General features: G+C 68.8%; 12 protein-coding genes. 7 read left to right on the top strand and 5 right to left on the bottom strand.

Annotated elements, in window-relative coordinates:
• Positions 1 to 8 precede the first annotated feature (8 nt).
• From A4X16_RS03465 to A4X16_RS03435, 7 genes are all read left to right on the top strand, one after another.
• Positions 9 to 845 (top strand): SDR family NAD(P)-dependent oxidoreductase, encoded by an 837-nt coding sequence (locus A4X16_RS03465; RefSeq protein ID WP_067116379.1) that lies wholly within the window; start codon positions 9 to 11, stop codon positions 843 to 845.
• A 276-nt stretch (positions 846 to 1,121) separates the two neighbouring features.
• On the top strand, positions 1,122 to 2,123 hold the full coding sequence (locus A4X16_RS03460; protein ID WP_067116376.1) for a magnesium and cobalt transport protein CorA: 1,002 nt from the start codon (positions 1,122 to 1,124) through the stop codon (positions 2,121 to 2,123).
• Positions 2,124 to 2,177: 54 nt separating this feature from the next.
• Positions 2,178 to 2,900, top strand: coding sequence for an SGNH/GDSL hydrolase family protein (locus A4X16_RS03455; protein WP_067116372.1), 723 nt, complete (start codon positions 2,178 to 2,180; stop codon positions 2,898 to 2,900).
• A gap of 215 nt (positions 2,901 to 3,115) precedes the next feature.
• On the top strand, positions 3,116 to 3,484 hold the full coding sequence (locus A4X16_RS03450; RefSeq protein ID WP_067116369.1) for a PadR family transcriptional regulator: 369 nt from the start codon (positions 3,116 to 3,118) through the stop codon (positions 3,482 to 3,484).
• Between the two features lies 1 nt (position 3,485).
• Complete coding sequence (locus A4X16_RS03445; RefSeq protein WP_067116366.1) at positions 3,486 to 3,857, top strand: DUF1048 domain-containing protein; 372 nt, start codon at positions 3,486 to 3,488, stop codon at positions 3,855 to 3,857.
• Positions 3,854 to 4,648 carry an ABC transporter ATP-binding protein gene (locus A4X16_RS03440; RefSeq protein WP_067116363.1) on the top strand — a complete coding sequence of 265 codons (795 nt, stop codon included), beginning with the start codon at positions 3,854 to 3,856 and terminating at the stop codon, positions 4,646 to 4,648. Before A4X16_RS03445 ends, A4X16_RS03440 begins: the two co-directional genes overlap by 4 nt.
• Positions 4,645 to 5,412: an ABC transporter permease gene (locus tag A4X16_RS03435; protein WP_067116359.1), complete on the top strand. Its 768-nt coding sequence runs from the start codon at positions 4,645 to 4,647 to the stop codon at positions 5,410 to 5,412. The genes A4X16_RS03440 and A4X16_RS03435 overlap by 4 nt, the downstream gene beginning before the upstream one ends.
• Positions 5,413 to 6,175: 763 nt before the next feature.
• On the opposite strand, the gene A4X16_RS03430 is transcribed toward A4X16_RS03435, so the two are convergent.
• The 5 genes from A4X16_RS03430 to A4X16_RS03410 form a co-directional block, all read right to left on the bottom strand.
• Positions 6,176 to 7,648, bottom strand: a complete 1,473-nt coding sequence (locus A4X16_RS03430) for a lipase maturation factor family protein (RefSeq protein ID WP_067116356.1) — start codon at positions 7,646 to 7,648, stop codon at positions 6,176 to 6,178.
• 186 nt (positions 7,649 to 7,834) lie between these two features.
• Complete coding sequence (locus tag A4X16_RS03425; RefSeq protein WP_067116353.1) at positions 7,835 to 8,758, bottom strand: glycine betaine ABC transporter substrate-binding protein; 924 nt, start codon at positions 8,756 to 8,758, stop codon at positions 7,835 to 7,837.
• On the bottom strand, positions 8,751 to 9,713 hold the full coding sequence (locus tag A4X16_RS03420; protein WP_067116459.1) for an ABC transporter permease: 963 nt from the start codon (positions 9,711 to 9,713) through the stop codon (positions 8,751 to 8,753). The genes A4X16_RS03425 and A4X16_RS03420 overlap by 8 nt, the downstream gene beginning before the upstream one ends.
• Positions 9,713 to 11,011: a quaternary amine ABC transporter ATP-binding protein gene (locus A4X16_RS03415; protein WP_067116350.1), complete on the bottom strand. Its 1,299-nt coding sequence runs from the start codon at positions 11,009 to 11,011 to the stop codon at positions 9,713 to 9,715. The genes A4X16_RS03420 and A4X16_RS03415 overlap by 1 nt, the downstream gene beginning before the upstream one ends.
• Positions 11,012 to 11,388: 377 nt before the next feature.
• Positions 11,389 to 12,594, bottom strand: coding sequence for a class I SAM-dependent methyltransferase (locus A4X16_RS03410; RefSeq protein WP_067116347.1), 1,206 nt, complete (start codon positions 12,592 to 12,594; stop codon positions 11,389 to 11,391).
• Positions 12,595 to 12,611 lie beyond the last annotated feature (17 nt).

Raw genomic sequence — 12,611 nt, 5'->3', positions numbered from 1 at the left:
GTCGCATCATGAGGACGATCGTCATCACCGGTGCCTCCGACGGGATCGGCGCCGCCGCCGCCCGGCAGCTCGCATCGTCGGGCGACCGGCTGATCCTCGTCGGTCGGTCGCCGGAGAAGACCCGCGCGGTCGCCGAGGAGTCGGGGGGCGAGCACCTCACCGCCGACTTCGCGCGGCTGGACGACGTGCGCGAGCTCGCCGCACGCCTGATCGACCTGACCGGGGACGGGGGCATCGACGTCCTCGCGAACAACGCCGGTGGCATCTTCGGCGACCGCACCCCGACCGTCGACGGCCACGAGAAGACCATCCAGGTCAACCACCTCGCGCCTTTCCTGCTGACGAACCTGCTGCTGCCGTCATTGCTGCGCACCGGTGGCGCGGTCGTCAACACGTCGAGCGTCGGCCACCGCCTCTTCGGCCATCTCGACGTCGACGACCTCGACAACGCACGGAAGTTCAGCGCCAACAAGGCCTACGGAGACGCCAAGCTCGCGAACATCCTGTTCACCAAGAGCCTGCACACGAAGTTCCACGCCGACGGTCTCCGCGCCGTGGCCTTCCACCCGGGCACCGTGCGCACGAACTTCGCCGCCGACTCGTCGAGCGTCATGCGCGTGGTCTACCAAAGCTTTCTCGGGCGCTTCCTGCTCACCGGCGTCGAGGAGGGCGGCAGCATCCTGCGCTGGTTCATCGAGGGCACGCCCGACGAGACGTGGTTCTCGGGCGCGTACTACGACGAGCGGATGCTGTCGAAGAAGGTGAACCCGCAGGTCGAGGACGCCGACCTCGCCGAGGCGCTGTGGCGGAAGAGCTCCGAACTCGTCGGCATCCCGGCATCCTGACCCCGGGGCCAGCATTCCAGGATGCAGGAGTATGCTGGCACGTCGGGCTCTTCGGCCCCTGAGAACGCGAGAGGCGGTGATGGCGATGTCCGGTGATAGTAGCGACGCCGCCTTCGTTGCGTCGCGTTCGACCGTTCGCGTGCGTTGAGCAGCAGCATCCGCTCCGCATCCGTCCGTCCTGCCTCGCAGCCGTCGGCGGCGTCTTCCGCCCCTTGACGATTCCTGCGCACGCCTCCCACTGAACCGGGCGTGCGCCTGCGAGAACGGAGCCTCATCATGGCGCTCATCGACAACGGCGTGTACGTCCACGGACGTCGCGTGGAGACCCTGACCGACCTCGACCAGACCTCGCGCGCCCTCGGCGCACTGGGCGGCATCGCGTGGATCGGCCTGTACCGACCGAGCCCGCAGGAGGTCGAATCGGTCGCACGGGAGTTCGATCTGCATCCGCTCGCCGTCGAGGACGCGCTCTCGGGGCACCAGCGGTCGAAGGTCGAGCGCTACGGCGACACCCTCTTCGCCGTGCTGCGCCCCGCGCGCTACCGCGACAAGGAGGAGTCGATCGAGTTCGGCGAGCTGCACCTCTTCATCGGCCCGGACTTCGTCGTGACCATCCGTCATGCGGAATCGCCGAATCTCGCCGCGGTCCGCCGCCGCATGGAGGCGAACCCCGAGCTGCTCGCGATGGGGCCCGAGGCGGTGCTGTACGCGATCCTCGACGAGGTCGTCGACGAGTACGAGCCCATCGTGGCCGGACTCGAGAACGACATCGACGAGATCGAGGACCAGCTCTTCGGCGACAGCGACGACGACGCGCTCTCCCGGCGCATCTACGAGCTGTCGCGCGAGGTCATCAACTTCCAGCGCGCGGTGCACCCGCTCGCCGGGATGCTGCAGTGGCTGCGCCGCGGATCCGACAAGTACCGCATCGACGAGGAGCTGCAGCGCTCGCTCCGCGACGTGCTCGACCACGTCATCCGCGTGCAGGAGAAGGTCGACTCGTTCCGGGCGATCCTCGAGAACGCGCTCACGGTGCAGTCGGCCCTCGTCGCCCGGCGGCAGTCGGAGGCAGGGCTGGCGCAGAACGACGAGATCAAGAAGATCTCCTCGTGGGCGGCGATCATCTTCGCCCCGACGCTGGTCGGCACGGTCTACGGCATGAACTTCGAGGGGATGCCGGAGCTGCAGTGGTCGTTCGGGTACCCGCTCGCGATCGGCGCCATGGCGGCGTTCGCGGTCGGACTCTACGGAGTGTTCAAGTACAAGAAGTGGCTCTGAGCCCGGCGGCGTCCGCGACGGATGCCACGGGGCGGCGGCGCTAGGCTCGACACCGTGCCGAACGCCGACGCCCCCGCATCCGCCGCATCCGACCTCCGCCGCCTCGCCGATCTGCTCGCGGGCGTCGATCCCCTGAACTGGGTGATCACCGGCGACTCGATCACGCACGGCCTCGTGCACACGCAGGGAGGACGCAGCTACGCCGAGCACCTCCACGAGCTGATCCGCGGCGAGCTCGGCCGTACGCGCGACGCCGTCATCAACACCGCAATCAGCGGACACCGGATGCCGGACGTCCTCGGCGACATCGAGCGACGGGTCTCGTCATGGTCGCCTCACGTCGTCACGCTGATGATCGGGACGAACGACATGTCCACGCAGCCCGGCGGCCCCGTCGTCGAGCCGGAGGACTTCGCGGCCTCGCTGCGGGAGTTCGTGACACAGGTGCGCGCCCTCGGCACGATCGTCGTGCTGCAGACCCCGCCCTCGATCGACGTGCCGAACGCCCCGGGTCGCGAACGCATCCAGGAGTTCGCCGAGGCCGTGCGCGCCGTCGCCGCCGCGGAGGACGTGATCCTCGTCGACCAGAACGCCCGGTTCACCGAACTGGGCAACGGCGGTGTGCCGTGGGGGCTCATGAACGACCCCTTCCACCCGAACGCCGCCGGTCATGCGGCGCTGGCCCTCGAGATCGCCGCGGTCCTCGGCATCCGTCCTGCGGCGTCGCGCACGCTGCCGCTGCTCGAAGCCGTCGTGGGAGCCGCGCGCCTGGGCTGATCTCTCCGCCGCGCGCTGTTCACGATTCAGCAAGAACGGGCCGTATCGACCTCGATACGGCCCGTTTTCGGCATGCCTCGGCCTTCCTTGCTGAATTATGCACACGCTTCACCCGAGCAACCCAGTATTCGGTGTTGCTAAGTACCGGTACTCAGTGTTACTTTGTACCGGTACCCAGCAACACTGAGTACCGAACCACACGAAAGGAGCAGCTCATGGGCAAGCAGATGACCGAGATGCTCAAGGGCACCCTGGAGGGCGTCGTCCTGGCCCTCCTCGCCGAGCAGCCGGCATACGGATACGAGATCACCGCACGCCTGCGCGACCACGGATTCACCGACATCGCCGAGGGCACGATCTACGCGCTCCTGGTGCGGATCGAGCAGAAGAAGCTCGTGGATGTCGAGAAGGTCCCGAGCGAGAAGGGTCCGCCCCGCAAGGTCTACTCGCTCAACGGCGACGGCACACGGGAGCTCGAGGAGTTCTGGACCACCTGGACCTCTCTCGCGCAGCGGATCGACCAGCTGAACACGAACACCACGAACACGAACACCACGAACACGAACACGAACAAGGAGAACTGACATGGCCGCGAAGTGGATCGAAGCGCTCACCGGATCGCTCGAGCAGAAGAAGCAGTACCGCGATGCGAAGAAGCGCATCGAGGCCCTCCCCGAGCCGTACCGCTCGGTCGCCAACGCCCAGCACCGCTACACGATGTACTACGGCGGCATCACCGACGGCGACACCCTCGTGCAGATCTTCCTCGACCTCGCCGACCTGTGGGAACGCGCCGCGATCGACGGCACCCCGATCGACGACATCGTCGGAGACGACCCGGTCTCGTTCGCCGAGACCTATGCCGAGGCCTACGGCGGAACGCAGTGGGTCGACAAGGAGCGCGCTCGCCTCACGCAGGCGGTCGCCGACGCCAAGAAGAAGGAGCGTGAATCATGACCACCACCGCCAGCCCTGCCATCAACGTGAAGGGCGTCGAGAAGTCCTACAAGGATCTCCATGTGCTGCGCGGCGTCGACTTCGAGGTGCAGAAGGGATCGATCTTCGCCCTGCTCGGCTCGAACGGCGCCGGCAAGACCACGATGGTCCGCATCCTCTCGACGCTCCTGAAGTCGGATGCCGGCACGGCCACCGTGCAGGGCATCGACGTCGCCGCCGACCCGCTCGGCGTCCGCGAGCGGATCAGCCTCACCGGGCAGTTCGCCGCCGTCGACGAGATCCTCACAGGACGCGAGAACCTCGTGCTCGTCGCGAAGCTGCGGCACCTCGCGGATCCCGGACGGATCGCCGACGACCTGCTCGCCACGTTCCGGCTGACGGATGCCGGTGGCCGCCGGGCCGGCACCTACTCCGGCGGCATGCGGCGTCGCCTCGACATCGCGATGAGCCTGGTCGGTCACCCCGAGGTCATCTACCTCGACGAGCCGACCACGGGACTCGACCCCGAGGCCCGCATCGAGGTGTGGGACGTCGTGCGCGGCCTCGCCGACACCGGCACCACCGTGCTGCTCACCACGCAGTATCTCGACGAGGCCGAGCAGCTGGCCGACCGCATCGCGATCCTCCACGAAGGGCGCATCATCGCGAACGGCACGCTGGCGGAGCTCAAGCGCCTGCTGCCCGCCGCGAAGGTCGAGTACGTCGAGAAGCAGCCCACCCTCGAGGAGATCTTCCTCACCCTGATCGGCCCGACGTCCGGGGCGAACACCGGAAAGGAGAACGCAGCATGAGCACGCACTTCGTCGCCGACACCGCGACGCTCACCGGCCGCTCCATGCGGCACATCTTCCGCAGCGCGGACACCATCATCACCACGGCGGTCACCCCGATCGCACTGATGCTGCTGTTCGTCTACGTCTTCGGCGGAGCGCTGAAGACGAGCATCGGCGCGGAGAACTACGTCAACTACCTGCTTCCCGGCATCCTGCTGATCGCGGTCGGGTCGGGCATCGCCTACACGGCGTTCCGGCTCTTCAACGACCTGCAGAGCGGGATCTTCGAGCGGTTCCACTCCATGCCGATCTCCCGGTCCAGCGTGCTGTGGGCGCATGTGCTCACGTCGCTCGTCGCGAACGGCATCACGCTGGCGATCATCTTCGGCGTCGGGTTCCTCATGGGATTCCGCACCGGGGCGAGCCCGCTCGCGTGGCTCGGCGTCATCGGCATCCTGCTGCTGTTCACCCTCGCCCTGACCTGGCTCGCGATCATCGCGGGGCTCAGCGCGAAGACGATCGACGGGGCCACGGCGTTCTCGTATCCGCTGATCTTCCTGCCCTTCATCAGCTCGGCGTTCGTCCCGACCGAGACGATGCCCGGGCCGGTGCAGTGGTTCGCCGAGAACCAGCCCGTCACCTCGATCGTGAACACCATCCAGGCCCTGTTCGCCGGTCAGCCGGTCGGCGCGGACATCTGGGTCGCGCTCGCCTGGTGCGTCGGCATCCTCGTGGTCGCCTATGTGTTCGCGATCATCGCCTACCGGAAGAAGGTCAGTTGATCTCGCTCAGCGAGACGGAACGCTCCGTTCGGGCCCCGCGCCCGACCGGGGCGTTTCGCCGCGCTCGGCGCTGATCTGCTGCGGCGTTCCTCCGCCCCGGGATGAAGGAGAACACCCGAATCGAAGGGCCGATCCCGGCATCCGCTCCTTCACGTCGGGAGAACTCCGTCCGTTCGGCGCCGCCCCGGCCGGGGGTGCTCCCTCCGGAGGTGCTCCCCGGGGGTGCTCCCCGTCGGGCTGACAACTTCCCGTCGGGCGGACGATCCTGCGCGAAGACTCCGCCCCACAGGGAGAACTCCGCCCGAGCCCGAGACCTCCTCCCGCGGGCATCCGCCCGGGGATGAAGGAGAACACCCGAATCGAAGGGCCGATCCCGGCATCCGCTCCTTCACGTCGGGAGAACTCCTTCCGTTCGGCGCCGCCCCGGCCGTCTGGCGTGCTCTATCCGGGGGTGCTCCCCGTCGGGCGGAGAACTCCCCGTCGGGCGGATGATCCTGCGCGAAGACTCCGCCCAACAGGGAGAACTCCGCCCGAGCCCGAGACCTCCTCCCACGGACATCCGCCCCGGGATGAAGGAGAACACCGGAAACGAAGGGCCGATCCCGGCATCCGCTCCTTCACGTCGGGAGAACTCCTTCGCTTCGGCGCCGCCCCGGCCGGGGGTGCTCCCCGTCGGGCGGAGAGCTCCCGGTCGGGCGGACGATCCTGCGCGAAGACTCCGCCCAACGACGAGAACTCCGCCCGACACCGTGGCCTCCCCCGATCACCGGAGTCCGACCGGGCCCAGCACCACGCGCTGCCTCTCCCGCATCCATCGGACTCCGTGCGCTCGGCGCTCCGCTCGAGTCGCGAACCGATATCGGTAAGTCACCGCGCGCACCCATCGCGGCCGCTCGCCGTCGAACGGGTCCACGCGCAGAAGGGCGAGGGTCGGAGCATCCGCCTCGAGCAGCCGGACCAGGAGCATCGTGAACCAGTCATCGAGCGAGCGCCCGAGCGGCAGGAACCACATCAGCCAGTCCAACCGCAGATGGTACGGCGCGAACTGCCGCGGGATGCGGGTGACGTCGCCGGGCTTGCCCTTGAATTCGTACTCGCGCCACAGCAGACCGTCCTCCTCGAGCGATCCTTCGACGACGATCTCGATGCGCTCCTTCGTCACGGTCCCGAACGCTCCGTACGCGTTCGCGAGCTGCCACCGGTTGAAGCTCGCGTTCATCAGCTGCCGCCGCGCGAACAGGTTGCGCAACGCCGGCCAGCTCAGCACGACGTAGATCAGCCCGACGAGAGAGGTGATCACGAACCAGTACAGCGGGATGCCGGGCCACGGCGTCCCGGCATCCGACTCCTCCGACGGCACGCCCACGCCGGGCAGCCCGATCGCCGAGAAGCCGATCACGATCGTCGCCCCGTTCAGCCACGCGAAGTTGCCCGTCGCGACGAGCCACGCCTGCGTCGCGATCACGATCACCGCGGCGATCGCGCCGACGATCTGCGGCCACTGTCCCGGCACCCCCACCGCCGACAGCAGCGGCGCGAACAGCAGGAACGGCACCACGAGCTGGGCGATGTGGTTGCCGACGACCTCGCCCCTGTGGAACCACCGCGGCAACAGATGCGCCTGCCGGCTGAGCGGACCGGGCATCGGCTGCGTCTCGTGGTGATACATGAGGGCCGTGAGGTCGCGCCACTCGCGGCCTCCGCGGATCTTGATCATCCCCGCGCCGAACTCGAGCCGGAACAGCAGCCACCAGAAGAGCACGATCACGACGGTCGGCGGCGGCTGGTCGGTCGAGCCGAGGAACGCCGCCAGGAACCCCGCCTCGAGCAGCAGCATCTCCCAGCCGAACGAGTAGAACGTCTGCCCGATGCTGACGATCGACATGTACCCGAGCCACAGCGCCAGGAACGCGAGCATCGGCACCCACGGCGGGCCGACCTGGGGGATGCCGGCGACGAGCAGCGCGGCGACGACCATGCCCGACCAGCACAGTGCGGCGAGACGCCGATCGGTGTAGCGGAATCGTGTGAAGAGCGTGGGATGCAGCATCCGTCGTCGCTCGCGCTTCTCGCCGATCCAGTCGAGCAGCGCGGGCGCCGGGAGCAGGCCCCGTTCGCCGAGCAGCGGCCGGAACTGATTCAGCGTCGAGACGAACGCGACGAGGTACAGCGCCGCGATGCCCCGTTGCAGGACCTCGCGGGCGAACCCGAAGTCGACCGCCGCGAACCCGTCCACGCGGTCAGGCTACGCCGGGTCGACCACGCTCCGGAGGGGGTTGCGCGGGCAGCCTGTCGCCGCCTTCCACCACCCGCGACGGGCGGAGAACACGCCGATGGGCGGAGGACTCCCGAGGAATCCTCCGCCCATCACGGAGATCTCCGCCCGTCACCGCGGCGGCGGCGGGCGGCAGGACGGATGCCGTTACTCGACCACCCAGTCGAACTCGCTGCCGTGCTCGTCGAGCCAGGCGTCGACGGCCTCGGCCTCGCGCCCCTCGCCGTACTCGTTCACGACGAGGTCCTCGAGCGAGCCGTACTGCGCGTCGTCGAGCATGATCTGCGAGATCAGGTCCGCCGCCTCGGGATACTCCTCCGCGAAGCCCTTGGTGCCGAGGAAGTGCAGCCCCTCGGCCTCGCCCATGGCGCCCTTCGGGTCCTCGAGATCCTTCACGGGGAACGCGTCGTTGGCCCAGAACGGACGCCACAGGGTGACGACGATGTCCTGCTCCTTCTCGGTCGCCGACTTGAGCTCGGTGAGCATCGCGGCGGTCGAGGAGGTGACGAGCTCGTACGACGAGTCGAGGCCGTACTCCGGCATCATCTTCTGCGTCTGCGCGACGAGACCGGCACCGGGCTCGATCCCGTAGATCTTGCCGTCGAACCGGTCAGAGGCCGCCGCCAGCTCGTCGATCGAGTCGATGTCGGTGTACTCGGGCACCGCGATCGTGAGCTTGGCGTTGTCGTAGTACGTGCCGAGGTCCTCGATCGAGTCGCCGTACGTCGCCATGTACTCGGCGTGCGTGATCTCGGGCCATGCCGAGGGGAACACGTCGACGTCGCCCTGGGCGAGTCCCGTGTACAGCGGCCCCGCCTCGGTCAACGTCTTCATCTCGACGGTGTAGCCGATCTTCTCGAGCTGGTCCTGCAGCAGGTAAGCCGTGCTGAGACCGTCGGTCCACGACGGCAGGAACCCGAGGGTGATCGTCCCCTTGTCGCCGCCGCCGCCGGACGAGCCGCCCGAGCCGAACTCGGTGGTGCCGCCGGCACCGTCGCTCGCGCATCCGGAGAGGGCGAGCGCTCCTGCGGCGCCGATGGCCGCGATGGACATGAGCCTGGACTTACGCATTCTGCAGCTCCTTCTCGTCGGCGGGCGTGGGTGCTTCGGGGGCGGATGCCGCGGGGGCGGCCTCCACTGCCGCGGCGCGCTGCGCGGCCCGGCGCCCTGCGATGAGCGCGAGCAGCGAGCCCGGGTTGCGCCCGAGCGAGCCGAGCGCCGCGGTGACGCGGTCGAGGAAGACCGCGATGAGCACGACGCCGAGTCCGGCCTCGACGCCCTTGGCGATGTTGACCGTCGAGATCGCCTCGACGACCATCTTCCCGAGGCCGTCCGCGCCGGCCATACCGGCGATGACCGCCATCGAGAGCGCCAGCATGATGACCTGGTTGACGCCAGCGAGGATCGTCGGCATCGCGAGGGGCAGCTGGATGCCGCGCAGGATCTGCCCCGGCTTCGCACCGAACGCCTGTCCGGCCTCGACGGTCTCGGAGTCGACGCCGCGGATGCCGAGCTCGGTGAGGCGCACGCCCGGAGGCAGCGCGAAGATCACCGTCGCGACGAGTCCCGGGACGACGCCGATGCTGAAGAAGACGATCGCGGGGATGAGGTACACGAAGGCGGGCATCGTCTGCATGAAGTCGAGCACGGGCTTGAGCACCGCACGCACGGTGGCGTTGCGGGCCGACCAGATGCCGAGCGGGATCGCGATGAGCACCGCCACAAGGGCGGCGACGAGCACGAGGGCGAGCGTCTGCATCGCGGGGACCCACAGCCCCATCGCGACGATCAGCGTGAACGACACGACCGTGCCGATGGCGAGCTGCCACGAGCGCACGACCCACGCGATGAGCGCCGCGATCACGATGACGACGTAGAAGTACGGCAGGAGCAGCAGGAACGTGAGGCCGTCGACGAGCGAGGTCACCACGAGGGAGATCAGGTCGAGGAAGCCGTCGAGGTTGGTCTTGATCCAGTCGACACCGGAGGCGACCCAGGAGCCGAGAGGAATGCGGAAGCCGTCCATCAGCGCACCTCCCCCGTCGTGGCGGCCGCCGGGTCGGCGGTCCACCCGTCGTCCAGCACGGCATCGATCTCCGCCTGCGGCATCGGCAGCAGCGGGAGGGTCAGCTCTCCGGTCGCGCCCGGCCCCGGGCCCAGGGCGGCGAGCAGCGTGATGCGCGGCATGACGCCGGTCAGACGTCCGGCAGCATCCACCACCGCGAGCGGCAGCGGCGACTCGACCGCGGGAACGAACAGGTTCATCAGGACCTCGTCCTCGCTGACGCTCTGCGGCACCGGCTTGAGGATCGAGTCGAGGGTCGCGATGCCCTTGCGGACCAGCTTGACCGCATCGCGGTCGGTGACGATGCCGAGCAGCGTGCGATCGCGTCCGACGACGTAGGTCGCCGACATGAACGCGTCGCGCATCTGCCGCAGCGCCGTGCGCGGACCCGCGGTGTCGGACACGACCGGGCGCGGACGGTCCATGACGTTGCCGGCCGTGAGCACACGAGCGCGGTCGACGTCCTGCACGAACTGCTCGACGTAGTCGTTGGCGGGGTCGGTGAGGATGTCCTCGGGCGTGCCGATCTGCACGATGCGTCCGTCGCGCATGACGGCGATGCGATCGCCGAGGAACATGGCCTCGTTGAGGTCGTGCGTGATGAAGACGATGGTCTTCTGGAACTTCTCCTGCAGTTCGAGCAGCTGCTCCTGCATCTCGCGGCGGATCAGCGGGTCGAGGGCGCTGAACGCCTCGTCCATCAGGAGGATGTCGGTGTCGGCGGCGAGCGCGCGGGCGATGCCGACGCGCTGCTGCATGCCGCCGGAGAGCTCGGAGGGGAGCTTGTCGCCGAGACCGGCGAGCCCGACGAGCTCGAGGATCTCGGCGGCCTTCGCCAGGCGCTCCGCCTTGCCGACGCCCTTGAGCTCGAGCGGGTAGGCGACGTTCGCGGCCACGGTGCGGTGCGGGAGCAGCGCGAAGTGCTGGAACACCATCGAGATGCGGTCGCGACGGATCTCGCGCAGGCGTCCGGCCGGGATGCCGGTGATCGGGTCGCCGTTCACGACGACCGATCCGTCCGTCGCCTCGTGCAGGCCGTTGAGCATGCGGATGATGGTCGACTTGCCGGAGCCGGAGAGGCCCATGATGACGAAGATCTCACCGCGGTTCACGGTGAAGCTGGCGTCGATGACGGCGGCGGTCCCGGTGTCGGCGACGGCTGTGCGGCTCTCGCCGGCCTTCAGTCGGCGTACTGCCTGGTTCGGATTCCTCCCGAACACCTTGAAAAGTCGGCGCGCTTCAAGTGCGATTTCGGACACGTTTCCCCTGCGGCTCGCCGCTGCGGCTGAGCCTGCTTCGGTTACGCCCGGGTGATGTCCACAGGGCCGTTTCGTCGGGTTCGCTGGCGCGGCGCAGGCAGCGGATTTCGGATCCGCTGCAGAGGACATCGACCGTACGCCCACGCCTCTTCGCAGCACAGCTCATCGAAAGAAGGACGCGGTCGCGGACTGGTCTTCGGACCGTCAGGCCCTGCATCCAACGTAACGAAATGGCCGGTCAGGGGCAAATCCGCCTTCCCGATCGGTGTTCAGTTTCTCGTGCTGACCGGGGGATTGCGCGGGTTTCGGACACCCGCGCGCACTCGGGCGTGGCGGGTGCTCCGCGCGTGCCGCAGAGCCGGTCCGCACGCGGCGGCTCAGCGACGGACGCTGCGCGCCACCGTGAACTTCGGGGTCCGATCCAGCTGCTCCGTGGGCCCGACCAGACGGGTCAGCTCGGCGCGGTATCCGAGGGATGAGTTGTAGACCGTGAACAGTTCGCCGCCGGGACGGAGGAGTCGCGCCGCAGCCTCGAACAGACGCGTCGCCGCTCCGGTGTGCACGCTCGTGCCGAGGTGGAAGGGCGGGTTGAGCAGCACCACGTCCGCGATGCCGTCCGGCAGATCGGAGCCCGCGTCGTCGAGCGTGACCGTGACGCGATCCGCCACCCCGTTCGCCGCGACCGTCGCTCGGGCCGACGCGACCGCCGCCGCAGAGCGGTCCGTCGCGATCACCCGCGCTTCCGGATGAGCGAGGGCATACGACGCGGCGAGCGCACCGGTTCCGCAGCCGAGGTCCACGACCGTCTGCACCGCCGCGTCGTTCACAACTCCGGAACGATGGCAGGAGTCGGACGCCGCCGACCCCGTCTCGCCGGATTCGCACCCGTTCTTCCGGATCTGCGAACGGCCGAGTCCGAGCACCTCCAGCAGCACGCGCGTGCCGATGTCGAGCTTCGCCCCCGCGAACGCCCCGCCCTGCGCCACGAGCGTGAGCCCGTCATGATCGGCGGACACCGGAAAAGGCCGGATCGCAGGAACATCCCGAGGATCACTCGCGACCACCAGCCGCGACTTCCGCACCGCGCGCTCGGCCTGCACGCGGGCGAAGCCGCGACCGAGCACCTCGTTCTGAGCGAGCGTCATGTGCTTGACCCGGCCGCCGGCGAGGAGGACGACGTCTGATGCCGCCCAGCGGGCGACCGCATCCGTGATCTCCTCGAGCTCGGCGAGCGACTTGGGCAGCTGCAGCAGCACCAGGCGCGCATCGGACAGCAGCGAGGCGTCGAGCTCGTGCGGGACGAACCCGCTCAGCGCCAGCTCGGACGCGTTGCGCGCGAGCGCACGGCGGCCGGTCACGAGATCCTGGTGCACCCGCACCCCGCCCAGTCCCGCGGCGGTCAGCGCCAGGGTGATCGCGCCGTACTCGTCGCCGATGACCGCGATCTCAGCTCCGCGCGCTCCTCCACCGGCGTGGACGGCCAGCGCGCGCTCGACCAGGAGCAGGTCGGTCACGTCGTGCGCCTGCAGATTCTCGGCCTCGACATCGGGCCAGCGCCGCAGGCGGCTGAAGGGGAAGTCCACCCGACCAGCCTAGGAGC

The sequence above is a fragment of the Microbacterium sp. H83 genome (assembly GCF_001650405.1).
GTDB lineage: Bacteria > Actinomycetota > Actinomycetes > Actinomycetales > Microbacteriaceae > Microbacterium.
This window is presented reverse-complemented; position numbering and strand designations above follow the sequence as displayed.

Bases quoted from the DNA above. Each gene is read 5' to 3' on its own strand.
- A4X16_RS03445 (WP_067116366.1), top strand. From the start codon at position 3,486: ATGGCCGCGAAGTGGATCGAAGCGCTCACCGGATCGCTCGAGCAGAAG.
- A4X16_RS03440 (WP_067116363.1), top strand. From the start codon at position 3,854: ATGACCACCACCGCCAGCCCTGCCATCAACGTGAAGGGCGTCGAGAAG.
- A4X16_RS03435 (WP_067116359.1), top strand. From the start codon at position 4,645: ATGAGCACGCACTTCGTCGCCGACACCGCGACGCTCACCGGCCGCTCC.
- A4X16_RS03450 (WP_067116369.1), top strand. From the start codon at position 3,116: ATGGGCAAGCAGATGACCGAGATGCTCAAGGGCACCCTGGAGGGCGTC.
- A4X16_RS03465 (WP_067116379.1), top strand. From the start codon at position 9: ATGAGGACGATCGTCATCACCGGTGCCTCCGACGGGATCGGCGCCGCC.
- A4X16_RS03420 (WP_067116459.1), bottom strand. From the start codon at position 9,713: ATGGACGGCTTCCGCATTCCTCTCGGCTCCTGGGTCGCCTCCGGTGTC.
- A4X16_RS03460 (WP_067116376.1), top strand. From the start codon at position 1,122: ATGGCGCTCATCGACAACGGCGTGTACGTCCACGGACGTCGCGTGGAG.
- A4X16_RS03425 (WP_067116353.1), bottom strand. From the start codon at position 8,758: ATGCGTAAGTCCAGGCTCATGTCCATCGCGGCCATCGGCGCCGCAGGA.